At 63.6% G+C, this 23,561-nt stretch carries 17 protein-coding genes; 12 read left to right on the forward strand and 5 right to left on the reverse strand.

What is annotated here, in order from left to right; genetic code table 11:
* Nucleotides 1–22: 22 nt before the first annotated feature.
* From BTM36_RS16470 to def, 4 genes are all read left to right on the forward strand, one after another.
* Nucleotides 23–1,342 carry a cell division protein ZipA C-terminal FtsZ-binding domain-containing protein gene (locus tag BTM36_RS16470; RefSeq protein ID WP_006462553.1) on the forward strand — a complete coding sequence of 440 codons (1,320 nt, stop codon included), beginning with the start codon at nucleotides 23–25 and terminating at the stop codon, nucleotides 1,340–1,342.
* Nucleotides 1,343–1,365: 23 nt separating this feature from the next.
* Nucleotides 1,366–3,483 carry an NAD-dependent DNA ligase LigA gene (gene ligA, locus BTM36_RS16475; RefSeq protein ID WP_077237113.1) on the forward strand — a complete coding sequence of 706 codons (2,118 nt, stop codon included), beginning with the start codon at nucleotides 1,366–1,368 and terminating at the stop codon, nucleotides 3,481–3,483.
* A 119-nt stretch (nucleotides 3,484–3,602) separates the two neighbouring features.
* Nucleotides 3,603–4,493 carry a UTP--glucose-1-phosphate uridylyltransferase GalU gene (galU, locus tag BTM36_RS16480; protein ID WP_039874777.1) on the forward strand — a complete coding sequence of 297 codons (891 nt, stop codon included), beginning with the start codon at nucleotides 3,603–3,605 and terminating at the stop codon, nucleotides 4,491–4,493.
* Between the two features lie 92 nt (nucleotides 4,494–4,585).
* A complete protein-coding gene (def, locus tag BTM36_RS16485; protein WP_077237114.1) occupies nucleotides 4,586–5,122 on the forward strand; it encodes a peptide deformylase in 537 nt (178 codons plus the stop codon).
* 105 nt (nucleotides 5,123–5,227) lie between these two features.
* On the opposite strand, the gene cphA (BTM36_RS16490) is transcribed toward def, so the two are convergent.
* Complete coding sequence (gene cphA / locus BTM36_RS16490; RefSeq protein WP_077237115.1) at nucleotides 5,228–7,801, reverse strand: cyanophycin synthetase; 2,574 nt, start codon at nucleotides 7,799–7,801, stop codon at nucleotides 5,228–5,230.
* A gap of 75 nt (nucleotides 7,802–7,876) precedes the next feature.
* A complete protein-coding gene (gene cphA / locus BTM36_RS16495; RefSeq protein ID WP_077237116.1) occupies nucleotides 7,877–10,075 on the reverse strand; it encodes a cyanophycin synthetase in 2,199 nt (732 codons plus the stop codon).
* A gap of 660 nt (nucleotides 10,076–10,735) precedes the next feature.
* Here cphA (BTM36_RS16495) and BTM36_RS16500 point away from each other — a divergent pair.
* Both BTM36_RS16500 and BTM36_RS16505 read left to right on the forward strand, forming a co-directional pair.
* Nucleotides 10,736–13,012 carry an ABC transporter ATP-binding protein gene (locus BTM36_RS16500; protein WP_077237117.1) on the forward strand — a complete coding sequence of 759 codons (2,277 nt, stop codon included), beginning with the start codon at nucleotides 10,736–10,738 and terminating at the stop codon, nucleotides 13,010–13,012.
* Nucleotides 13,013–13,016: 4 nt separating this feature from the next.
* Nucleotides 13,017–13,502 carry a DUF1854 domain-containing protein gene (locus BTM36_RS16505; RefSeq protein ID WP_006462546.1) on the forward strand — a complete coding sequence of 162 codons (486 nt, stop codon included), beginning with the start codon at nucleotides 13,017–13,019 and terminating at the stop codon, nucleotides 13,500–13,502.
* 84 nt (nucleotides 13,503–13,586) lie between these two features.
* Here BTM36_RS16505 and BTM36_RS16510 read toward each other — a convergent pair whose 3' ends face one another.
* The 3 genes from BTM36_RS16510 to map form a co-directional block, all read right to left on the reverse strand.
* Nucleotides 13,587–14,333, reverse strand: coding sequence for a pseudouridine synthase (locus tag BTM36_RS16510; protein WP_039874775.1), 747 nt, complete (start codon nucleotides 14,331–14,333; stop codon nucleotides 13,587–13,589).
* A 109-nt stretch (nucleotides 14,334–14,442) separates the two neighbouring features.
* The gene (locus BTM36_RS16515; protein WP_077237118.1) at nucleotides 14,443–16,995 is read right to left on the reverse strand and encodes a [protein-PII] uridylyltransferase; all 2,553 of its coding nucleotides are present in this window, start codon (nucleotides 16,993–16,995) and stop codon (nucleotides 14,443–14,445) included.
* A 154-nt stretch (nucleotides 16,996–17,149) separates the two neighbouring features.
* The gene (gene map, locus BTM36_RS16520; protein ID WP_006462543.1) at nucleotides 17,150–17,974 is read right to left on the reverse strand and encodes a type I methionyl aminopeptidase; all 825 of its coding nucleotides are present in this window, start codon (nucleotides 17,972–17,974) and stop codon (nucleotides 17,150–17,152) included.
* A gap of 318 nt (nucleotides 17,975–18,292) precedes the next feature.
* On the opposite strand from map, the gene rpsB reads away from it, so the two are divergent.
* From rpsB to BTM36_RS16550, 6 genes are all read left to right on the forward strand, one after another.
* Nucleotides 18,293–19,033, forward strand: a complete 741-nt coding sequence (gene rpsB, locus BTM36_RS16525; RefSeq protein WP_006462542.1) for a 30S ribosomal protein S2 — start codon at nucleotides 18,293–18,295, stop codon at nucleotides 19,031–19,033.
* Nucleotides 19,034–19,170: 137 nt separating this feature from the next.
* Nucleotides 19,171–20,058, forward strand: coding sequence for a translation elongation factor Ts (tsf, locus tag BTM36_RS16530; RefSeq protein ID WP_006462541.1), 888 nt, complete (start codon nucleotides 19,171–19,173; stop codon nucleotides 20,056–20,058).
* 315 nt (nucleotides 20,059–20,373) lie between these two features.
* On the forward strand, nucleotides 20,374–21,090 hold the full coding sequence (pyrH, locus tag BTM36_RS16535; RefSeq protein ID WP_006462540.1) for a UMP kinase: 717 nt from the start codon (nucleotides 20,374–20,376) through the stop codon (nucleotides 21,088–21,090).
* A gap of 116 nt (nucleotides 21,091–21,206) precedes the next feature.
* Nucleotides 21,207–21,767: a ribosome recycling factor gene (gene frr, locus BTM36_RS16540; RefSeq protein ID WP_006462539.1), complete on the forward strand. Its 561-nt coding sequence runs from the start codon at nucleotides 21,207–21,209 to the stop codon at nucleotides 21,765–21,767.
* Between the two features lie 199 nt (nucleotides 21,768–21,966).
* Nucleotides 21,967–22,725, forward strand: coding sequence for a polyprenyl diphosphate synthase (gene uppS / locus BTM36_RS16545; protein WP_077237119.1), 759 nt, complete (start codon nucleotides 21,967–21,969; stop codon nucleotides 22,723–22,725).
* On the forward strand, nucleotides 22,725–23,552 hold the full coding sequence (locus tag BTM36_RS16550) for a phosphatidate cytidylyltransferase (RefSeq protein ID WP_077237120.1): 828 nt from the start codon (nucleotides 22,725–22,727) through the stop codon (nucleotides 23,550–23,552). Before uppS ends, BTM36_RS16550 begins: the two co-directional genes overlap by 1 nt.
* Nucleotides 23,553–23,561: the final 9 nt, after the last annotated feature.

The following is a 23,561-nucleotide window of genomic DNA, read 5'->3' on the forward strand; positions in this document are numbered from 1 at the left end:
ATAGCCTGAAAGGTCGTGCAGCATGATGATGGATCTCCAGACCAGCCTGATCATTCTCGGCGGCGTCTTCGTCGTCGGAGTCATCTCCTACAACAAATGGCAGGAACACAAGGCGCGCAAGACCGTCGAACGCGCCTTCTCTTCGTCCCATGACGATGTGCTGATGTCGCCGGATGAGCCCTCGGCCATTGAACCGGTGTTCGCCGCGCCGCAGGGCGAGCGTGCCGCTGCCGGCCCCTCGGCCCTGGCCGAGGAAACGGCCGAGCGCACCGAGCCCTCCCTCTACGATATTCCCGAGCGCAAGCCCGTGCCGGCGCCGGTGAAGGCTTACCAGGACCAGGCCGAGTTCGAGCCGCGTGAACCCTTCCTGGGCGAGCCGCCGGCCGGCGAGCTGCCCCGCGTCGCCGACGAGGCGGTGCTGGGCGAGGCCCTGGCGCAAGCCCCGCAATCGACCGTGGCCCAGGTCATCGCCGGTGCCGAAGACCAGATCGAAGCCGCGCCCGCCTTCACGCCGCCGCCCGAAATGCAGGCGCGCCTGGCGCCGCGCCGCGAGCTACCGGTCGATGAACTCATCGACTGCAACATCCCCATCGCCCTGGACAACCCCCTGCGCGGCGACAAGCTGCTGCCGCTGCTGCAGAACCTGCGCCATGTCGGCAACAAGCCGGTGCACTTCATCGGCCGCACCGCCGAGGGCGACTGGGAAGCCGTGGCCCATGGCGGCATCTACACCGCGTTGCTGGCCGGTGCGCAGCTGGCCAACCGCAGCAATGCCCTCAACGAAATCGAATACTCGGAACTGGTCATGCGCCTGCGTGACCTGACCGATTCGCTCTCGGGCGAACCCGAATTGCCGGACATGCCTGACGTGATCCGTACCGCCCAGGCGCTGCACCAGTTCATCGCCGACCATGATGTCCAGCTGTCGGTGAACGTGCGCTCGCAAGGTGCGCCGTGGAGCCTGGCGACGCTGCTGGCGGCGCTGACCCGTCAGGGCTTCGACCGTCGCACCGAAGGCTTCCTGGTGATGCAGGACGGCGAGGGCGAAGTACTGTTCGCTCTCTCCACCAATGCCACGCCGACCGACGAGACCACCGACCGCCTGACGCTGCTGCTGGATGTGCCGCGGGTGTCGCCGGCACGTGACGGCTATGGCGCCCTGGTGGCCTGCGCCCGTTCGCTGGCCCAGCGCCTGGGTGGCGTGATCGTCGACGACAGCGACCAGCCCCTTTCCGATGAAGCCCTGGCCGATATCGCCGAACAGGTCGCCGCCTTCTACAGCGCCATGGAATCGGCCGAGATCGCAGCCGGCTCCACCCGTGCCTTGCGCCTGTTCAGCTAAGGCCCCGTTCCTACTCCTCCACGATGCAAGCAGATCTGTTTTCCGCCGGCCGGCCCCCGCAAGGGGCGCCGGACTGGCTGGTGCGCGCCTTCGCGCTGCGCGCCGACCTGAACCGCCATAACCACAGTTACTACGTGCTGGACCAGCCGAGCATTCCGGATGCCGAATATGACCGGCTGTTCCAGGAACTGCAGGCGCTGGAAACCGCCCACCCCGAACTGCTCACCCCGGATTCCCCCACCCAGCGCGTCGGGGCCGGACCCTTGCCGCAATTCGAGCCGGTGCGCCATGAAGTGCCGATGCTGTCGCTGGGCAATGGCTTTTCCGATGAAGACATCGAAGCCTTCGACAAGCGGGTGCGCGACGGGCTGGAAAGCCTGCAGGAAGTGCGCTATGCCACCGAGCTGAAGTTCGACGGCCTGGCCATCAGCCTGCGTTACGAAAACGGCGTGCTGGTCCAGGCTGCCACGCGGGGCGACGGTATGACCGGCGAAAACGTCACCGCCAACATCCGCACCGTGCGCGCCATTCCCCTGCGCTTGCATGGCGAACAGGTGCCGCAGGTGATCGACGTGCGCGGCGAAGTGCTGATGTACAAGAGCGATTTCGCTCGCCTGAACCAGCGTCAGCGCGATGCCGGGCAGAAGGAGTTTGCCAACCCCCGCAATGCCGCTGCCGGCAGCCTGCGCCAGCTGGATTCGCGCATCACCGCCCAGCGCACGCTGCGCTTCTTCGCCTATGGCATCGGCGTGCTGGAAGGTGCCGAGATGCCGGCTTCGCATTCGGCCCTGCTGGACTGGTACCAGGAACTGGGCCTGCCGGTGTGCAAGGAGCGCGCCGTGGTCACCGGCGCGGCCGGGCTGCTGGATTTCTTCCGCGGCATCGGCGCCAAGCGCGACAGCCTGCCCTACGAGATCGACGGCGTGGTCTACAAGGTGGACCGTCTGGACCAGCAAAAATACCTGGGCTTTGTTTCGCGCGCGCCGCGCTTTGCGCTGGCCCATAAGTTCCCGGCGCAGGAAGCGCTGACCGTGGTGCAGGACATCGAGGTGCAGGTTGGCCGCACCGGTGCCATCACGCCGGTGGCCCGACTCAATCCGGTCTTCGTGGGCGGCGTCACCGTCACCAATGCCACCCTGCATAACGAGGACGAGGTACGCCGCAAGGACATCCAGATTGGCGACACCGTCATCGTGCGGCGTGCCGGCGACGTGATCCCGGAAGTGGTCGCCTATGTGCCCGAGAAGCGTCCGGCCGACGCCCGTGCCTTCGTCATGCCCACGGCCTGCCCGGTGTGCGGCTCGCCCATCGTGCGTGCGGAGGATGAGGCGGTGGCGCGTTGCTCCGGGGGCTGGCTCAAGTGTGCCGCCCAGCGCAAGGGCGGCCTGCAGCACTTCGCCTCGCGTCGCGCCATGGATATCGAGGGCCTGGGTGAGCAACTGGTGGAACAACTGGTTGATCGCAAGGTGGTCAACACCCCGGCCGACCTCTATCGGCTGGGCCTGTCGGCACTGTCCGAACTGGACCGCATGGCCGAGAAATCGGCACAGAACGTGCTGGACGCACTGCAGAAGTCCAAGGCCACCACGCTGGCGCGCTTCATCTATGCGCTGGGCATCCGTCACGTGGGCGAGGCCACAGCCAAGGAGCTGGCACGCCATTTCGGCGGCATCGACAAGCTGCTGGTAGCCAGCGAAGAGCAATTGCTGGAAGTGGCCGACATCGGCCCGGTGGTGGCCAGTTCGCTGCGCGCCTTCTTCAGTGATCCGCTCAACGTGGAACTGGTCGAGCAATTGCGTGCAGTCGGCGTACACTGGCCCGAAAGTGCGGGCGTGGAGGCCGGCGCCAAGCATCTGGCCGGCAAGACCTTCGTGTTGACCGGCAGCCTGCCCAACCTGTCGCGTGACCAGGCCTCGCAGTTGATTGAGGCGGCCGGCGGCAAGGTGTCGGGCTCGGTGTCCAAGAAGACCAGCTACGTGGTGGCCGGCGCCGACGCCGGCAGCAAGCTGGCCAAGGCCGAAGAGCTGGGGCTGACCATCCTGGACGAGGACGCCCTGAAGGCACTGTGTGCAGGCGAGGGTGGTGCGGGCGATGCGGACAGTGAAGGCGGCGACGCTGACAACGCTGACAACCCGGCGTAATTACCTTGTCTTTTTATTCATATACAATGCGCCACCATTACATTCCCGTTCAGTCGGGGCTGCTCTGCCAAAGCAGACGATAACGCACTACCAAGACCCATTCCTACCTCGGAGTCATGATGATCAAGAAGATCAAGAAAGCCGTCTTTCCCGTCGCCGGTCTCGGCAGCCGCTTCCTGCCCGCCACCAAGGCACAGCCCAAGGAAATGCTGCCCATCGTCGACAAGCCGCTGATCCATTACGCTGTCGAAGAGGCGGTGGCCGCCGGCATCACCGAGATGGTGTTCATCACTGGCCGCAACAAGCGCGCCATCGAAGACCACTTCGACAAGGCCTATGAGCTGGAAAGCGAACTGGAAGCGGCCGGCAAGAAGAAGCTGCTGGAAATCGTCCAGAACGTGGTACCCAAGAACGTCAATTGCATCTTCATCCGGCAGTCCGAACCACTGGGCCTGGGCCACGCCGTGCTGTGCGCCCGTCCGGTGGTGGGCGAGGAACCTTTCGCCATCCTGCTGGCCGACGACTTCATGGATACCGACGACGGTGTCAAGCCGGTGCTGGCGCAGATGACCGACATCTATGCCCGCGAAGGCATGAGCATGCTGGCCGTGCAGGAAGTGCCCAAGAGCGATACCCGCCAATACGGTATCGTCAGTGCCACGCCTTACCAGCCCGATCTGGAACGCATCAACGCCATCGTCGAGAAGCCGGCGCCGGAAGAGGCACCGTCCACGCTGGCGGTGGTGGGTCGCTATGTGCTCAACAGCCGCATCTTCCACTACCTGGAAAACATCCCCCGCGGTGCCGGCGGCGAAATCCAGCTGACCGACGGCATCGCCAAGCTGATGCAGGCCGAGTCGGTTCTGGCCTATCGTTACCAAGGGCAGCGTTATGATTGCGGTTCCAAGCTGGGTTACCTGAAGGCCATGGTGGCCATGGGCCTGAAGCACCCGGAAACCGGCCCGGCCTTTTCCGAGTACCTGCAGGAAGTGGCGAACAAGCAGCGCTGAAGATGAGCTCGCATGGCGCGACCATGATGATGCCTTGATGTGCTCACACCCTGACGCCCGGCCCGACCGGGCGTCTTTCATGGAGAAAATGAATGGCGATACGCGAGATTCTCAAGATGGGCGACCCACGCCTGCTGCGCCAGGCGCAGCCGGTGACCGAGTTCGGCACGCCCGAGCTGGCGCGGCTGGTCGATGACATGTTCGAGACCATGCGCGCCGTCAACGGTGCGGGACTGGCGGCGCCCCAGATCGGTATCGATCTGCAGCTGGTGATCTTCGGCTTCGGCCACAACCAGCGCTATCCGGACGCCCCGGCCGTGCCCGAGACGGTACTGATCAACCCCATCCTGACGCCCCTGTCCGACCAGGAAGAGGAGGGCTGGGAGGGCTGCCTGTCGGTGCCCGGCATGCGCGGCGTGGTACCGCGCTGGAGCCGTCTGCGCTACCAGGGCGTGGACCAGAACGGTAAGCCGATCGACCGCACCGTGGAGGGTTTCCACGCCCGCGTGGTGCAGCACGAGTGCGACCATCTGCAGGGCATCCTGTACCCGATGCGCATTCGCGACTTCCGCCAGTTCGGCTTTACCGAAGTGCTGTTCCCCGAGCTTGACCCCAATCAGGACGACTGAGTCCCGGCCTTGCGCTTGAGGCAGTCGTAAAAAAAGCATCCCGGCACGGCGCCGGGATGCTTTTTCGCTTTTTGCATCACCCGCCAGGCGGGTGTACGGTCGCGGTCAGTGGCTTTCCTTCACGCGGGCGTCGATGTGCGCCAGCGCCTCTTCCACCTGGTCGATCAGGATCAGGCACAGGTCACCCGGCTGCAGCGACGCCAGGGCGGTATCGATGGCGATGAATTCGCCGTCGATTTCCTTGATGTCGCTGGTGCGGCTGGCCTTTTCCAGACCCTGGCGCAGCAGGGCGATCACTTCTCCATCTTCACGGCCACGCTGGCACTGGTCCTGATACAGCACCACCTCATCGAAGGCATCGCCCAGCAGTTCGGTCTGGCGGGTGATGTCGACATCGCGCCGGTCACCGGCACCGCTGATGACCACCGAGCGACGCTTGGCGGGCATGCTGTCGACCGCCTTGATCAGGGCCTGGATGGCGTCCGGATTGTGGCCGTAGTCGGCGATCAGGGTGGCGCCCTTGTAATCGAACAGATTGAAGCGGCCCGGTGCGGTGCCGCTGTCGCTGATGAAGCTGGCCAGGGCGCCGGTGATCTGCTCCCAGTCCAGGTCCAGGGCCCATGCCGCGCCGACCGAAGCCATCACGTTCTCGACCTGGAAGCCGATGGCGCCGGCACGGGTCAGGGGGATGCCGGAGAGCTTCAGGCGTTTTTCGAAACTGCCCTGGGCGGCCACGATGGCGTCGCCATCGCGATAGACGATGCGATGGCCCTGGGCGCGATGGGTGGCCATGATGGGGTGGCTGGGATCGAGTGCGAAGAAGGTCACCGAACCGGGGCAGGAAGCGGCCATCTTGGCCACCATCGGATCAGCGGCATTGAGCACGGCCGTGCCGGTTGGTGCGACGTTCTCGACGATGACGCGCTTGACCACGGCCAGGTCTTCCACTGTGCTGATGTAGGACAGGCCCAGGTGGTCGCCCATGCCGATGTTGGTGACCACGGCCACGGCGCAGCGATCGAAGCCCAGGCCTTCACGCAGCACGCCGCCACGTGCGGTTTCCAGCACGGCCGCATCGACTTCCGGGTGGAACAGCACGTTGCGGGCGCTGCGCGGGCCGCTGCAGTCGCCGGTGTCGGTGCGCAGGCCGTCGATGTAGACGCCATCGGTATTGGTCATGCCCACGCGCAGGCCGGTCTTGGCCAGCAGATGGGTGATCAGGCGCACGGTGGTGGTCTTGCCGTTGGTACCGGCTACGGCCACCACCGGGATGCGACCATCGTCGCCATCGTCGTACATGGTCGAGACAATGGCTTCGCCGACATCGCGCGCCTTGCCGTAGGAGGGCGAGAGGTGCATGCGCAGGCCTGGCGCGGCATTGACTTCGACGATGCCGCCGCCTTGCTCTTCCAGCGACATGTGTACCGAGTTGCAGACCACGTCCACCCCGCAGATGTCCAGGCCCACCATCTGGGCGGCCGCAATGGCGCGCGCCGCCACGTCGGGATGGACGTCGTCGGTGACATCAGTGGCAGTGCCGCCGGTGGACAGGTTGGCGTTGTTGCGCAGGACCACGCGTACTCCCTGGGCGGGGATGGATTCGGGTTCCAGGTTCTGGCCCGACAGCACCAGCAGGGCGATGTCGTCCAGGCGGATCTTGGTCAGCGAGGTGGCGTGGCCATCGCCGCGCAGCGGGTCGGCGTTGACCTGGTCGATCAGCTGGCGGATGGTGTGCACGCCATCGCCGATGACTTGCGGCGGGTCGCGGCGGGCGGCCGCCACCAGGGTCTTGCCGATCACCAGCAGGCGGAAGTCGTGGCCGGGCAGGTAGCGCTCGACGATCACTTCATCGCTGATCAGGGCGGCGTTGTTGAAGGCACGGGTGATCTGTTCCGGGGTACTGATGTTGACGGCCACACCCTTGCCCTGGTTGCCGTCCAGCGGTTTGATGACCACGGCCGAACCGATTTCCTCGGCCGCCTTGAGCGCGTCTTCGGCCGTGGTGACCACGCGGCCGTTGGGCACCGGGACGCCAGCGGCGTGCAGCAGCATCTTGGTCAGGTCCTTGTCCTGAGCGATGGATTCGGCGATGGCGCTGGTGTTGCTGGTCTCGGCGGCCTGGATACGCTTCTGACGGCTACCCCAGCCGAACTGCACCATGCTGCCCTGGGTCAGGCGGCGATAGGGAATGCCACGCTTGATGGCGGCATTGACGATGGAGCCGGTGGAAGGACCCAGGCGGACATCTTCGTCCAGCTCGCGGATGCGGGTAAGCGCGGCGGTCAGGTCGAAGGGCGCATCAGCCTGGGCCGCCTGCACCAGTTCCAGCGCCAGGTCGAAGGCCAGGCGGCCGACTTCCTCTTCGCTGTATTCCACCACCACCTGGTAGATGCCAGTCTCGACGGTGGACACCGTGCGGCTGAAGGTCACCGGACAGCCGGCCTGCGATTGCAGCGCCAGGGCTGCGGCCGCCAGCGCGTGGGCCATCGACACCACCTGCTTGCCGCCATCGGGTTCGAGGAAGCCGATTTGCGGGAAGCGGGCGCGCAGGCGCAGTTCGAAGCCGGGCATGTCGTCGATGACGCGCTCGTGTTCCGGGCAGGAAACGATGGCTTCGATGGCAGTGTGTCTGCTCCAGAGATTGGGGCCGCGCAGGGCGCGAATGCGGGATACGTCCATGGACAAGTTTTCCTAGGTGTCTCTTGATCTTGAATCTGTCTGTCTTGCAGTGCGGATGCAGTCCAAGCCGATGGCTCAGGCCACCTGGCTCTTGAACTTCAGGCCTTGCTCTTCGGCCCGTTCGGTGCCGAAGAGCTCAATGCCGGCACGGATCACCTCGGGGCTGATACCCAGCGCCCAGGCTGCACCCACGGCGGCCAGCACGTTCTCGACCTGGTAGGCGACGGCGCCGTTTTCGGTCAGCGGAATGGCATCCACCGAGCTGACCTTGCATTCGCGTTCACCGTCGGCCTGGATCAGGTCGCCATCGCGCAGGAACACGGCGCGGCCACCTTCCTTCAGATGGCCGACCAGCAGTTCGGAGGCCGGGTCGGTGCCGAAGAAGATCACTTCGCCATCGCACAGCTGGGCCATGTCCGCCACCAGCGGGTCGTCGGCATTGAGCACGGCCGCGCCATCGGGCAGGACCAGGTCCACCTGGGTGCGCTTGACCTTGGTGGCGATCTGTTCGGCGTTCTCGATGTAGAACTCGGGCAGGCTGTCGTCGGGGTCGATGTTGGCGACCACGCCCACCAGGCAGCGGTCATAAGCCAGGCCTTCGGCCAGGATGGAGGCGCTGCCGTTCTCGAACACGGCGGCTTCCACCGCACGGTTCAACAGCACGCGGTGCGCTGCGTCCCAGTTGGCGCGGTTGCCACGCTCGATCTGGCGTTCACCGAAGTACAGGCCATCGCCGCAGGCCAGGCCCACATGCTTGCCCGAGAGGTGCACGATGCGCGCGATCAGGCGCGAGATGGTGGTCTTGCCGTGGGTGCCGGTGACGCCGACGATGGGGATGCGACCGTTTTCTTCCGGGCCGAACAGGTTGTCGATGATGGCTTCACCGACCGGACGCGGCTTGCCGTCGGAGGGCTTCAAGTGCATCAGCAGGCCGGGGCCGGCGTTGACTTCGACGATGGCACCGCCCTGGTCGGCCAGCGGGCGCGAGATGTCTTCGGCCACGATGTCCACGCCGGCGATGTCCAGGCCGACGATGCGTGCGGCCAGCGAGGCGGCGGCGGCCACGCTGGGGTGGACCAGATCGGTGATGTCGGAAGAGACGTTGCCGTTGCGCAGCAGCAGGATGCGGCGGCCGGCGGCGGGGACCGATTCGGTGGTCAGGCCCTGGCGTTGCAGTTCCAGCGCGGCGGCCGGTTCGCGTTCCAGCAGCACCGGGTCCAGCAGGTGTTCTTCCAGCAGGCCACGACGCGGGTCGCGGTTCAGTTCGTCCAGCAGGTCCTGGACGGTGGACTTGCCATCGCCGACGATGAAGATGGGTTCGCCACGGGCGGCGGCGGCCAGCTTGCCGCCAACGATCAGCAGGCGGTGTTCCAGGCCCGGCACGAAGCGTTCGACCAGCACGCCGCTGCCTTCTTCCAGCGCAACCTTGTAGGCGGTTTCGATTTCTTCGCGGGTATTGAGGTCAATGAAGACGCCGCGGCCATGGTTGGCGTCGCAGGGCTTGACCACCACCGGCAGGCCGATGTCCTGGGCGGCCTCCCAGGCGTCTTCCGGGCTTTCCACCAGACGACCTTCAGGGACCGGCACGCCGCAGGTTTCCAGCAGCGACTTGGTCAGATCCTTGTCGCGTGAAATGCCTTCGGCAATGGCGCTGGTCTGGTCTGATTCTGCGGTCCAGATGCGACGCGACTTGCAGCCGTGGCCCAGTTGCACCAGGTTGCCTTCGGACAGGCGGATGGTGGGGATGCGGCGCTCGTCGGCGGCGTCCACGATGCAGGCCGTGCTGGGACCCAGGCACAGGCGGTCGACCATGCGGCGCAGCTTGGAGAGGGTGCCGTCGAGGTCGTAAGGACGGTCTTCGATGGCGGCCATCACCAGATCGCGGGCGGCGAAGAGGGCGGCGCGGGTGACGGTCTCATGGCGGGCGCGCACCACCACCTTGTAGACGCCGCGCACATTGGTTTCGCGGGCCTTGCCGAAGCCGCCGGGCAGGCCGGCCAGGTTCTGCAGTTCCAGGGTGACGTGTTCCAGGATGTGACCGGGCCAGGTGCCCTCGTGCAGGCGACGCACGAAGCCGCCGCGCTCTTCATAGCTGCAGCGGTGTTCGATCAGGGTCGGCAGCCAGGTGGTCAGGCGGTCAGGGAAGCCGGGAATGGTGTTGGAGGGGCAGTCTTCCAGTTCGCCGATATCGATCCACACTTCGAGAGCGGAACGGTAAGTCCAGATGTTCGGACCCTTGAGGTTCAGGAAACGGAGGAATTCGATATTTTTCATGTGTGGTTGGTGTGCCGCTGTGTTGGCCTAAGCCTGGATTGCCGAAGCTGCTGAAATTCTGAAATGCTGAAGTTGCCCGTTTTGCCCATGCTGCCTGTACTGCAGATGCATTTGTCGCCGCCCTCAGGTGAAGCCCGGCGCAGACCGGTCAGCACTCTGTCAGAATAACGCATGGTTCACTAACGCGCAGGGCGGCGTTTGGTTTACTGGATACGACAGAACGACCCTGGATTTTCTTGTCGGGAAGAACGCTGGCGGCCTGGCCCCGATCCGGGAGACCGCTCAAATGGGCGCAGAAAGGGCATAAAAGTCATCTGTATGCTGATGCTGGGGGATGGGAAGTGAACGATATTGTCGCAGACTGTTTCTCCCCGTGGCACGCCTGGCGCAAAAAACGCGGCGCTCAGGTGCTCCCGGCATTCGCATTTGGCGGGAAAATTGCGCTGAATCTCTGCTCTGGTGCACCGTTTTGCCGGTTCTCGCGTTATCGGGTGAAGCTTGTCGCCTATCCGGGGTGCGCGACGCAGGCAGGGGCTGCGGGGCGCTGCGCTATAATCGCGCGCTGCTCGCCGCTGAGGCGTTGCAAGCGGTCCGGCGAGACCTGCTCATCCATAAAACAATAGCCAAACTGCTCACTTCGGGCCTCAACGTTGCCGTTACATGACTACTGACTCACATCCTTCCGCGACCGCCAGCCTGCCCGAGCGCTGGCAAACGGAAACTGCTGCCCGCCTGGCGCCCGGCGAAGCCGTGCTGGCCTGGCTGGAGCTGGACCTGGACGCCCAGCTGCAATTCTCCCGCTCTTTGGTGCTGGCGACCGAACGCCGCCTGCTCTCCAGCTCTGCCGATGGTCGCGTCTGGCAGGAATGGACCTACGCGCCCGATCTGCAATTGAAGCACCACGACCACGCCGGCGTGGGCACGCTGGAACTGTGCGACGGCGCCGGCCGCCTGGCGGCCTGGCGCTACACGCTGGCGCAGAACCCGCAGGCGCTGCGCCTGATCAAGTTGTTCGAGCAGCAACGCGACCTGCTGGCCTCGGGCGTGCAGGTCGAGGAAGAGGGCGACGTCTGCCCGACCTGCAAGGCGGTCCTGCCGGAAGGCCAGGAAACCTGTGCCATCTGCCCCGAGACCAAGGAGGCGCCGCCGTCCACCTGGGCGCTGTTCCGCCTGTCGCGCTTTGCCAAGCCCTACAAGGGGTCGCTTCTGCTGGGCTTCCTGCTGACGCTGGCCTCGACGGCGGCGACGCTGGTGCCGCCCTACATGACCATGCCCCTGATGGACAATGTGCTGATCCCGTTCCAGAACGGCACGCCCATCGATACCCATCTGGCCACGCTCTATCTGTCGGGCCTGCTGGGCGCGGCGCTGCTGGCCTGGGGCCTGGGCTGGGCACGGACCTATATCCTGGCGCTGGTGTCCGAGCGCATCGGGGCCGACCTGCGCACCACCACCTATGCGCACCTGCTGCGGCTGTCGCAGGAGTATTTCGGCGGCAAGCGGACCGGTGACCTGATGGCCCGCATCGGCTCCGAGACCGACCGCATCTGCGTCTTCCTTTCGCTGCACCTGCTGGACTTCGCCATCGATGTGCTGATGATCATCATGACGGCGGCCATCCTGATCTCCATCAATCCCTGGCTGGCGCTGGTGACCCTGTTGCCGCTGCCTTTCATCGCGTGGATGATCCATGTGGTGCGCGACCGCCTGCGCCACGGCTTCGAGAAGATCGACCGCATCTGGTCGGAAGTGACCAATGTGCTGGCCGATACCATCCCCGGCATCCGCGTGGTCAAGGCCTTCGCCCAGGAAAAGCGCGAAGTGGCCCGTTTTCGCGAGGCCAACCGCCACAACCTGATGGTCAATGACCGGGTCAACAAGATCTGGTCGCTGTTTACGCCGACCGTCACCTTCCTGACCGAAGTGGGTCTGCTGGTGGTGTGGGTGTTCGGTATCTGGCAGGTCTCCAGCAACCAGATCACGGTGGGTGTGCTGACGGCCTTCCTGGCCTACATCAGCCGCTTCTACACGCGCCTGGATTCGATGAGCCGCATCGTGTCGGTGACCCAGAAGGCGGCCGCCGGCGCCAAGCGCATCTTCGACATCCTGGACCACGTCTCCAGCGTGCCGGAACCGGCCAACCCGGTGCACCTGGAGAAGGTGCAGGGTGCCATCGAAGTGCGCAATATCGGCTTCCGCTACGGCAACCGCGCCGTGATCCGCAACATGAGCCTGTCGATTGCTCCGGGCGAGATGATCGGCCTGGTCGGACACAGCGGTTCGGGCAAGTCGACCATGGTCAACCTGATCTGCCGCTTCTACGATGTCTCCGAAGGGGCGATCCGCATCGATGGCGTGGATATCCGTTCGCTGCCGATTTCCGAATACCGTCGCAACATCGGGCTGGTGCTGCAGGAGCCTTTCCTGTTCTTCGGCACGATTGCGGAGAACATCGCCTACGGCAAGCCCGAGGCCACCCGCGAGGAAATCATCGCTGCCGCCCGTGCCGCCCATGCCCACGAATTCATCCTGCGCCTGCCGCAGGGTTACGACTCGCTGGTCGGCGAACGCGGGCAGGCGCTGTCGGGCGGCGAGCGCCAGCGCATCTCGATTGCGCGGGCGCTGCTGATCGATCCGCGCATCCTGATCCTGGATGAGGCCACTTCCTCGGTCGATACCACCACCGAAAAGGAAATCCAGAAAGCCCTGGACAACCTGGTGCAAGGCCGGACCACGATCGCCATTGCCCACCGCCTGTCCACGCTGCGCAAGGCCGACCGTCTGGTGGTGCTGGATCGCGGCCAGGTGGTCGAGGTCGGCAACCATGAAGAACTGATGGCCCGCGAAGGGCATTACTACAAGCTCTATCAGGCACAGGCGCGCAACCCGGACGGGGATGCCGAGGTGTCGGTGAGCGACGATGAGAAGGGCGATTGAAGCCATGACGACCACCACTATTGCCCAGCCGTCCTGGCAACTGCAACGCAACAGCTTCGGCCGCCTGGTGCTCACCGATGTCGATGGTGTCGCCCATGAGAATGTGATTCCGGTGCGTGCCTTTCCCGTCTCCGCGCCGGATCACGGCCTGTCGCTGGTCAGCAGCGATGGCCATGAACTGGCCTGGATCGATACGTTGGATGAGCTCGCCGGAAACGCGCGCAAGCTGATCGAGGAAGAGCTGGCCAGCCGCGAATTCATGCCCGAGATCGAGCGTATCGTCAGCGTCTCGACCTTCGCCACGCCCAGCGACTGGACCGTACAGACCACCCGTGGCACCACGACCTTCACCCTCAAGGGGGAGGAGGATATCCGTCGCCTGGCGGCACCGGCGCTGTTGATTGCCGACAGCCATGGCATCCAGTTCCTGATCCGCGACCAGAAGGCGCTGGACAAGCATAGTCGCAAGATCCTGGATCGTTTCCTCTGATCCTTTTCCCTGTTTTGCTGGAAAAAGCAACGGCCCTGATGTTGAGTCAGGGCCGTTCTCGTTTGCGGGTAGTGATCTGAACTTCTAGAACTTTTCGTCAGGCCGCAGGTAGCGCCATTGCCCCACCGGCAGGTCGCCCAGCTTGACGCCGCCGATGCGCACGCGTTTCAGGCCGATCACCTTCAGTCCCACCATGTCGCACATGCGGCGGATCTGGCGCTTCTTGCCTTCGCGCAGGGTGAAGCGCAACTGGTCTTCGTTCTGCCAGGCCACCTTGGCCGGACGCAGCGGCTTGCCGTCCATGATCAGGCCGTGGTTCAGACGCTTGAGATCGGATTCGGGCAGCTTGCCGGGGCGGGTGTATTGCACCCGCACCAGATATTCCTTGTCGACCGCCGAATCTTCGCCGATCAGTTGCTTGGCGATGCGGCCATCCTGGGTCAGTACCAGCAGGCCGACCGAGTCGATGTCCAGTCGCCCGGCGGGTACCAGGCTCTTCAGCTGGCGCGGATGGTAGCGCATGTCGGTCTGGTCTTCGACCCAGCGGGATTGCTCGTTGACCAGCACCACGGCGGGCTTGTAGCCGTCCTCGGCCTGGCCGCTGACGTAGCCCATGGGCTTGTTGAGCAGGATGGTCACGCGCTGCGCCTGTTCGGCGCTGGCCTGGCGTTCCACGGTCACCTTCTGGTGCGGCAACACCTTGCTGCCCAGCACCGATACCACCACGCCATCGACCCGCACCCAGCCCTTTTCTATCCATTCGTCGGCCTCGCGGCGCGAGCACAGGCCGAGTTCGGACATGCGTTTGGAAAGTCGTACGGGTTCAGTCATGGGAATTGCCTTGCGAAAAACGGGGAGCCGGCCAGCGGCGAGGGTGAGATTGTAAGGCCGGCACGGTCGGCGCGCCAGACTGGCGGCGAGCCTGCCGGTACCGGCGAGGTCAGATGCGCAGGGTCTGCAGGAGTTCGGTTTCCAGCAGGATCTGGTTGCGCGGCTGGGACAGCCCGGGGCCGTCGATCAGGAATACGTCTTCCACCCGCTCGCCAAGGGTCATCACCTTGGCGGTGTGCAGGTTGATCCGGTACTTGGCCAGGACGTTGGAGATCGAATACAGCAGGCCTGCGCGGTCATTGGCCGAGACCGACAGCAGGTAGTACTGGCCGCGTTCGTCCGGGCGCAGGTCCACCGAGGGATTGACCGGGAAGGTGCGCGACAGCCGCGACAGGCGGGCCTTGGATGGCGGCGGCAACGGCTGCTCCGACTGCAGCAGGGCGCCTAGTTCGTGTTCGATCAGGTTGATGATGTCGCGGTAGTTCTTGGCGAACACCGGGGCATTGATCAGGAAGGCATCCAGCGCGTAGTTGTTGCGGGTGGTGTGGATCTTGGCGTCGAAGATGCTGAAGCTTTTTTCATCGAAGTAGCTGCAGATGCGCGCGAACAGGTCGGGGCGGTCGGGCGTGTAGACCGCCACCTGCACGCCTTCGCCGATGGGCGCCAGGCGGCAGCGCACCAGTGGCACCCCGGTATCGACCTTGTCGTAGAAACAGCGCGTCTGCCAGGCGATGTCGGAGGCGTCGTGGCGCAGGAAGTAGGCCACATCCAGCTGCTTCCAGAGCTGTTCGTGGGCGTCGGCTGGCAGACCATAGAGGCGCAGCGTCTTGATGGCTTCCTGCTGGGTGTTCTTGAGCTCACGGTCGGCCGAGGGCGCTTCGCCGCCCAGCACGCGCAGGGTCATGCGGTAGAGGTCTTCCAGCAGCTTGCCCTTCCAGGCGTTCCATACCTTCGGGCTGGTGCCGCGGATGTCGGCCACGGTCAGCAGGTAGAGCGCGGTCAGGTGACGTTCGTCCTTGACCAGCTGGGCGAAGGCGGTGATGACGTCGGGGTCGGACATGTCCTGCTTCTGCGCCACATGCGACATGGCCAGATGCTGTTCGACCAGGAACACGATGAGCTCGGTATTCTCTTCGGAGATGCCATGCTGCAGGCAGAAGGCCCGCGCATCGGCCATGCCCAGCTTGGAGTGATCACCGCCGCGCCCCTTGGCGATGTCGTGGAACAGGGCGGCGACGTACAGCACCCAGGGCTGGCCGAAGTTGGCCATCAGCTGGCTGCAGAAGGGGTATTCGTGGGCATGCTCGCTCATGGTGAAGCGGCGTACGTTGCGCACTACCATCAGGATGTGCTGATCCACCGTGTAGACGTGGAACAGGTCGTGCTGCATCTGTCCGACGATCTGGCGGAAATTGGGCAGGTAGCGACCCAGCACGCTGGTTGCGTTCATTCCGCGCAGGGCATGGGTGATGCCGCGCTTGCTCTGGATGATCTGCATGAACAGCCGATGGTTGTGCGGATCGTTGCGGAAGGCATTGTCGATCTTGAAGCGCGCATGCCACAGCGCGCGCATGGTGCGGGCCGACATGTCCTTGAGCTCGGGATGCTCGGAAAGCACCAGGAACACCTCCAGCATGGCCGAGGGAGTGTCTTCGAAGACCTTGTCGTGGGCGATGTCGAGGAAGCCGTTGACCTCATTGAAGCGCTCGTTGATCTGGCGTGGCACCGCCTGCTGCGGGAACAGGTGGGCTTCGATGTTCTGCAGCAGGATGGTGTTCAACTGGGTCACCGCCTTGGCGGCCCAGTAGTAGCGCTGCATCAGGTATTCGCTGGCGCGGCGGGTATCGGTGGTCTTGAAGCCGAAGGTTTCGGCCAGTTGCGTCTGGATGTCGAACACCAGCCGGTCTTCGCGGCGGTCGGTGAGGATGTGCAGACGGATGCGGATGTCCTTGAAGGCGCGTTCCTTCTGGCGCAATTGCCGTGCCTCGGTAGAGGTCAGCATGCCGTGCTCGGCCAGTTCGCCCCAGGAATTGCCCAGGCCGGCCGCCTTGGCCACCCACAGGATGACCTGCAGGTCGCGCAGCCCGCCGGGGCTTTCCTTGCAGTTGGGTTCCAGGCTGTAGGGGGTATCTTCATATTTCACGTGGCGCTGGCGCATTTCCAGGGTCTTGGCCTGGAAGAAGGCCAGCGGGTCGAGCGCGGCGTGGTAGCGCTCCTGCAGACGCTTGAAGAGGGCCCGGTTGCCGGTGACCAGACGGGCTTCCAGCAGGCTGGTCTGGACCGTGATGTCGGCCGCCGATTCGTCCAGGCATTCGTCGATGGTTCGGATGCTGTGGCCGATTTCCAGGCCGATGTCCCAGAACAGTTGCACCAGCGATTCCAGCTTTTCCTTCTTGGCGGCGTCCGGTGCCTGGTCCAGCAGGATCAGTACATCCACGTCCGAATGCGGGAACAGTTCGCCACGGCCATAGCCACCCACGGCCACCAGCGCGGCATTGCCGGACATGCCCAGTTCTTCCCAGGCCTGGGTCAGCGCTTCATCGACATTGCGGCGCAATTGCGCCAGCAGTTGCTCGGTCTTGTGATTGGACTGGAACACATCGATGGCTTGCTGGCGCGCGGCCTTGAGCTGTTTCTTGAGCGTGATGGCGAGAGTGGGCATCGGTGGATTCGATCAAAGGAGGCAGGGCGCCGGGGTAGCGCCAACAACGGACGGGGCCGTATCCCCATGCGGCCCCGAGCCCTTAGCAGGTTTCATGCCGGAAACTGCGGGCGGGGCAGCTGGCGTCACCGTTGCTTGCCCCGCCATCATTCGCTCAGGCCGCGGCAGCGACCTGGTTCTGGATGAAGGCCGGCGGCGCCGGCATGCCCGGCGACACGGTCAACACCTCGAAACCGGTCTCGGTGACCAGGACGGTGTGTTCCCACTGCGCCGACAGGCTGCGGTCCTTGGTCTTGATGGTCCAGCCGTCACCCATCTCGCGGATTTCGCGGCGGCCGGCGTTGATCATGGGTTCGACGGTGAAGATCATGCCGGCTTCCAGCTTTTCCAGGGTGCCGGGGCGGCCATAGTGCAGCACCTGCGGCTCTTCGTGGAAGACCTTGCCGATGCCGTGGCCGCAGAACTCGCGCACCACGCTATAGCCGGCCTTTTCGGCGTGCTGCTGGATGACGTGGCCGATGTCGCCCAGATGGGCGCCCGGCTTGATCTTGGAAATGCCCAGCCACATGCATTCGTAGGTGATCTCGGTGAGGCGGCGCGCCAGGATGGAGGGCTCGCCCAGGAAGAACATGCGGCTGGTGTCGCCGTGGTAGCCGTCCTTGATGATGGTGACGTCGATGTTGAGCACGTCGCCGTTCTTCATCACCTTGTCGCCGGGGATGCCGTGGCAGATCACGTCATTGAGCGAGGTGCAGATGGCCTTGGGGTAGGGGGTGTAGCCGGGAGGGCAGTAATTGAGCGGGGCCGGGATGCTGCCTTGTACATTGGTCATGTATTCGTGGCAGAGGCGGTCGATCTCGCCGGTGGTCACGCCGGGCTTCACGAAGGGGGTGATGTAGTCCAGCACCTCGGCGGCCAGGCGGCCGGCCACGCGCATGCCTTCGATGTCTTCGGCGGTCTTGATGGTGATATTGCCCATGATGAATCGCAATTCGCTAGAAAATCGTCAAGTCGGGATTATAGACGACGGGGGTATTTTCTGTTTTGCCGGCCATGGCAGCGGGTCAGATAGCAATTTGATGTGCTACTTGAACAAAAGGGCGGGGTCGAGTAGAATGCCGGGCTGATCTGAAACCTCAGGTCGGTTGCCGGAATCGGTGTGCGGAATGAATCTTCATATCTTTTTGGCAATATGTGTTGTAAATCTTTTTGAAACGCGAATCCGTTCGCTAAAAGGGTGTCTGGCTGCATGAGCCGGATGACCGAGCGGATTCCAGACCTAACCCTGGAGAAATTCATGTCCGTTACCATGCGCGAAATGCTGGAAGCCGGTGTCCACTTCGGTCACCAAACCCGCTTCTGGAACCCCAAGATGGCCCCCTTCATCTTCGGCCACCGCAACAAGATTCACATCGTCAACCTGGAAAAGACCCTGGGCATGTACCAGGAGGCGCAGAAGTACGTGCGTCAACTGTCGTCCAACCGCGGCACCATCCTGTTCGTCGGCACCAAGCGCCAAGCGCGTGAAATCCTGGCCGCTGAAGCACAACGTGCTGGCGTGCCTTACGTCGATCAGCGCTGGCTGGGCGGCATGCTGACCAACTTCAAGACCATCAAGACCTCGATCAAGCGTCTGAAGGACATGGAAGCAGCAGTCGAAGACGGTTCCGTCGAGAAGCTGTCCAAGAAGGAAGCCCTGCTGTTCAGCCGTGAACAGGAAAAGCTGCAGAAGGCCATCGGCGGCATCAAGGACATGGGTGGCATTCCTGACGCCATCTTCGTCATCGACGTCGGCTACCACAAGGGCGCCATCACCGAAGCCGCCAAGCTGGGCATCCCGGTCATCGGCGTGGTCGATACCAACCACTCGCCCGAAGGCGTCACCTACGTGATCCCGGGTAACGACGACTCCGCCAAGGCAATCGCACTGTACGCTCGCGGCATGGCTGACGCCGTGCTGGAAGGCCGTGCCAACGCCGTCAACGACGTGGTCGAAGCAGTCAAGGGCGATGAATTCGTCGAGGTCGAGCAGGCTTGATTCTGCTCTTCCGGTAGTACGGTAGTACAAAAAGGGGTGACAGCGGGTAGTGACGCAGTGGCCCCTTTTTTTTGATTCAATTTTCGAGTTTCAGGCATGCCGCAGGACGCGGGATGCCTCCAAGTCAGGAGAATAGTATGGCGGCAATTACCGCAGCAATGGTGGGCGATCTGCGCGCGAAGACCGACGCGCCGATGATGGAATGCAAGAAGGCGCTGACCGAAGCCGGTGGCGACATGGCCAAGGCGGAAGAGATTCTGCGCGTCAAGCTGGGCAGCAAGGCTTCCAAGGCCTCTTCCCGCATCACCGCAGAAGGCGTGATCTCGACCTACATCGCCGGCAACGTCGGCGCGCTGGTCGAGGTGAACTGCGAAACCGACTTCGTGACCAAGAACGACGAGTTCATCGGTCTGGTCGAAGCCGCTGCCAAGCTGGTGGTCGAGCAGAATCCGGCTGACGTGGCTGCCCTGGGCGCCTGCAAGCTGGCCGACGGCAAGACCCTGGAAGAACTCCGCACCGAACTGATCGGCCGCATCGGCGAGAACATGTCGTTCCGTCGCTTCCAGCGTTTCGAAACCAGCGGCAAGCTGGCTTCCTACCTGCACGGTACCCGTATCGGCGTGATCGTCGAGTTCGACGGTGCCGACGAGCAAGTGGGCAAGGACGTGGCCATGCACATCGCCGCCATGAAGCCGGTCGCCCTGTCGGCCGAGCAAGTGCCGGCTGACCTGATCGAGAAGGAACGCTCGGTCGCAGCCCTGAAGGCTGCCGAATCCGGCAAGCCGGCCGAGATCGTCGCCAAGATGGTGGACGGTTCGGTGCAGAAGTACCTGAAGGAAGTTTCCCTGTTCAACCAGGCTTTCGTGAAGAACGACAAGCAAAGCGTCGAACAGATGCTCAAGGCCGCCAACACGACCGTCAAGTCGTTCGCCATGTACGTGGTGGGTGAGGGCATCGAGAAGAAGCAAGACGACTTCGCCGCTGAAGTGGCTGCGCAAGTGGCTGCAGCGAAACAAGCTCAGTAAGCGTTGCAAGAAAAACGGGCCGAGAGGCCCGTTTTTTTAAGCCGGTCCCCGGGAACTTTCGGAGAAGGCTGCATCTATCCTCTGGGTCGGCTGCCGGGTAAGCCTGTGGCAGGTGCGGTGGACAGCTTGCAAGTAGCAATGGCAACAGCATGGAAGTAATGGCAGTCGTAGTGGCAATAGAGTAGGGCGCAGCAGTAACCCTCTCATGCGTTCGGGCTACATCCAGATGACGAAATCGCGCCGTTTCGTCGGGTGACAGCGAGTGCCGACGCGTCAACAAGCAATTCAACATCGGAAAGAACACGGAGCCCTGCAATGACAACACCTGCTTATAAGCGCGTACTCCTCAAACTCTCCGGCGAAGCACTGATGGGCGATGACGCCTACGGTATCAATCGCGCGACCATCGAACGCATGGTCGCGGATGTAGCAGAAATCAGCAAACTGGGCGTGGAACTGGCCATCGTGATCGGTGGCGGCAACATCTTCCGCGGCGTGGCGCCGGGCGCCCAGGGCATGGATCGTGCGACCGCCGACTACATGGGCATGCTGGCCACCGTCATGAACTCGCTGGCCCTGGCCGACGCGATGCGTCAGGCTGGCCTGACAGCCCGCGTGATGTCCGCCATCGGCATCGAACAGGTGGTCGAGCCCTATGTGCGCCCGAAGGCGCTGCAATACCTGGAAGAGGGCAAGATCGTGGTCTTCGCTGCCGGTACCGGCAACCCCTTCTTCACTACCGATACCGCCGCCGCCCTGCGTGGCTCGGAAATCGGCGCCCAGATCGTGCTCAAGGCCACCAAGGTGGACGGTGTCTACACCGCTGACCCCAAGAAGGATCCGGCCGCGACCCGCTACCAGTCGATTTCCTTCGACGAAGCCATCGCCAAGCATCTGCAGGTGATGGACGCGACCGCCTTCGCGCTGTGCCGTGACCAGAAGCTGCCGATCAAGGTGTTTTCCATCGTCAAGCCGGGCGCGCTCAAGAGCGTGGTCATGGGTGACGACGAGGGTACCCTGGTCCACGTCTGAGCCGTATTGCGGAACAGAAACCGGCCGCAGGCCGGTCATTCCCGTTTACAATGCCCCTCTTTCAGGCATTTGCCATCAAGAAAAGCCAAGTTATTGCACCAAGTTAGGAGAGCAGCATGAGTGTCGCTGACGTCAAGAAAAATACTGAACAGAAGATGGGTAAGTCCATCGAGACCCTGAAGGCCAACCTGGCCAAGGTCCGTACCGGCCGCGCCCATACCGGCCTGCTGGACCAGGTGATGGTCGATTACTACGGTTCGCCGACCGGCCTGTCGCAGGTCGCCAACCTGACCCTGATCGACGCCCGCACCATCGGTGTGCAGCCGTACGAGAAGAAGATGGTCGCTGCTGTCGAGAAGGCCATCCGTGAAGCCGACCTGGGCCTGAACCCGGCCACCCACGGCGAACTGATCCGCGTGCCGATGCCGCCGCTGACCGAAGAGCGCCGCAAGGAAATGGTCAAGCTGGTCAAGAGCGAAGCCGAAGATGCCAAGATCGCGGTGCGCAACATCCGCCGCGAAGGCAACGAAGGTCTGAAGAAGCTGGTCAAGGACAAGGTTGCCTCGGAAGATGACGAGCGTCGTGGCCAGGATGAAATCCAGAAGCTGACCGACAAGTTCGTCGCCGAAATCGACAAGCTGGTGGGCGACAAGGAAAAGGAAGTGATGACCGTATAGGTCGTTCGGCAGGCCCTATGCGCGACCGCACAGGTGGTCGCGCTGCACGAGAAGTCAAAGACAGCAAATGTGCAGGGCGCAGCGGGGAGCATTTCGCTTGGGGTAGGGCGCGCGCGGCTGGTTTGTCAAAGCGTCCGCGGCCCGTTACCATGAGGCGCTGCCCCGTTCCCCACGCACCGAAATGCACTAAATTATTTTCATGAAGCATCAAAGCTCAACTCTTGCGGTTCCGGATTCTTCCGCGGTTCCGCGCCATGTTGCCATCATCATGGACGGCAACGGTCGTTGGGCGACCAAGCGTTTCCTGCCGCGCGTGGCGGGGCATGCCAAGGGGGTGGACGCAGTACGTTCCATCGTCGAGGCCAGTGCCGAACGCGGCATCGAATTCCTGACCCTGTTTGCCTTCAGTTCCGAGAACTGGCGTCGGCCGGCCGATGAAGTGTCGGTGTTGATGCGCCTGTTCATGACCGTGCTGGAGCGCGAAGTGGGCAAGATGGCCAACAACGGCATCCGCCTCAAGATCGTCGGCGACATGAGTCGTTTCGATCCCAAGCTGCAGGAGATGGCCGCCAAGGCTGAGGCCCAGACGGCCGGCAACAGCCGTCTGACCCTGACCGTCTGCGCCAATTACGGTGGCCGCTGGGATGTCATGCAGGCGGTCTCGCGCATGGTCAAGGACAAGCCGGGCGTATCCGATTACACCGAAGAAGAGCTGGCACCCTATCTGGCCATGGCCTATGCCCCGGAGCCGGACCTGTTCATCCGCACCGGCGGCGAACAGCGCATTTCCAATTTCCTGCTGTGGCAACTGGCCTACAGCGAACTGTATTTCACCGAGACCTTCTGGCCCGACTTCGATGCCAAGGCGCTGGACGTGGCGATCGGGTCCTATCAACAACGCGAGCGCCGCTTCGGGCGCACCAGCGCCCAGGTGCTGGACCAGAAAAAGGCTTCCTGATGCTCAAGACGCGTGTCATCACAGCGTTGATCCTGCTGGCAATCCTGTTGCCGATCCTGTATTTCGGCTATTTCCCGGCCTTTGCCATGGCCGCGCTGGTGTTTTTCGCCGCCGGCGCCTGGGAATGTTTCCGCCTCTTCAAGAGCCCGCGTCCGACCTTGTGGGCAGTCGTGTGGACGCTGGTCTTCTGCGTGATCCTGTTCTTCAGCGGCCTGCCCAGCGTACGTCCGCTCTACGTGCTGTGCGTGCTGTTGTGGGCATTGCGGTTCGTGCCCGCCCTGGGGTTGGGCCTGCCCAAGATCGAGGCCTTCGGCAATCGCCTGCTCAATGCGACCTATATGCTGTCCATCCTCGGCTGCTTCGTGGCCATCGTGGATCTGTTCCAGCGTTCACCGCTGTATCTGCTGTCGGTGATGGCGGTGGTGTGGGTGGCTGACATCGGCGCCTATTTCGCCGGCAAGGGTTTCGGTCGCCACAAGCTGGCGCCCACCATTTCTCCCGGCAAGTCCTGGGAAGGTGCCATCGGTGGTTGGCTGGCGGTGCTGGTGATTTCGGCCGCCGTGGCCATGTCCATGAGCGCGGGCGAGACCTTCCAGTATCACCTCTTCAACCGCTGGGGCTGGGCCGGTTTTGTCGGGGCCTTGAGCCTGATGGTGGTGGCCAGCGTGGTGGGCGATCTCTTCGAGTCGCAGCTCAAGCGGCGCGCCGGCATGAAGGACAGCAGCAATCTGCTTCCTGGCCATGGCGGCGTCCTCGACCGCATTGATGCACTCATCCCGGTGCTGCCCCTGGCGGCGCTGGTCGACCTCTGGCTGGCGGCTGCCTGAGCCGCCGCT

This window comes from Herbaspirillum sp. VT-16-41, from assembly GCF_001994935.1.
Lineage (GTDB): Bacteria > Pseudomonadota > Gammaproteobacteria > Burkholderiales > Burkholderiaceae_D > Herbaspirillum > Herbaspirillum frisingense.

Bases quoted from the DNA above. Each gene is read 5' to 3' on its own strand.
- ligA (WP_077237113.1), top strand. From the start codon at position 1,366: ATGCAAGCAGATCTGTTTTCCGCCGGCCGGCCCCCGCAAGGGGCGCCG.
- frr (WP_006462539.1), top strand. From the start codon at position 21,207: ATGAGTGTCGCTGACGTCAAGAAAAATACTGAACAGAAGATGGGTAAG.
- map (WP_006462543.1), bottom strand. From the start codon at position 17,974: ATGGGCAATATCACCATCAAGACCGCCGAAGACATCGAAGGCATGCGC.
- BTM36_RS16500 (WP_077237117.1), top strand. From the start codon at position 10,736: ATGACTACTGACTCACATCCTTCCGCGACCGCCAGCCTGCCCGAGCGC.
- tsf (WP_006462541.1), top strand. From the start codon at position 19,171: ATGGCGGCAATTACCGCAGCAATGGTGGGCGATCTGCGCGCGAAGACC.
- uppS (WP_077237119.1), top strand. From the start codon at position 21,967: ATGAAGCATCAAAGCTCAACTCTTGCGGTTCCGGATTCTTCCGCGGTT.
- def (WP_077237114.1), top strand. From the start codon at position 4,586: ATGGCGATACGCGAGATTCTCAAGATGGGCGACCCACGCCTGCTGCGC.
- galU (WP_039874777.1), top strand. From the start codon at position 3,603: ATGATCAAGAAGATCAAGAAAGCCGTCTTTCCCGTCGCCGGTCTCGGC.
- cphA (WP_077237115.1), bottom strand. From the start codon at position 7,801: ATGGACGTATCCCGCATTCGCGCCCTGCGCGGCCCCAATCTCTGGAGC.
- BTM36_RS16505 (WP_006462546.1), top strand. From the start codon at position 13,017: ATGACGACCACCACTATTGCCCAGCCGTCCTGGCAACTGCAACGCAAC.
- BTM36_RS16510 (WP_039874775.1), bottom strand. From the start codon at position 14,333: ATGACTGAACCCGTACGACTTTCCAAACGCATGTCCGAACTCGGCCTG.
- cphA (WP_077237116.1), bottom strand. From the start codon at position 10,075: ATGAAAAATATCGAATTCCTCCGTTTCCTGAACCTCAAGGGTCCGAAC.
- pyrH (WP_006462540.1), top strand. From the start codon at position 20,374: ATGACAACACCTGCTTATAAGCGCGTACTCCTCAAACTCTCCGGCGAA.
- BTM36_RS16515 (WP_077237118.1), bottom strand. From the start codon at position 16,995: ATGCCCACTCTCGCCATCACGCTCAAGAAACAGCTCAAGGCCGCGCGC.
- BTM36_RS16550 (WP_077237120.1), top strand. From the start codon at position 22,725: ATGCTCAAGACGCGTGTCATCACAGCGTTGATCCTGCTGGCAATCCTG.
- BTM36_RS16470 (WP_006462553.1), top strand. From the start codon at position 23: ATGATGATGGATCTCCAGACCAGCCTGATCATTCTCGGCGGCGTCTTC.
- rpsB (WP_006462542.1), top strand. From the start codon at position 18,293: ATGTCCGTTACCATGCGCGAAATGCTGGAAGCCGGTGTCCACTTCGGT.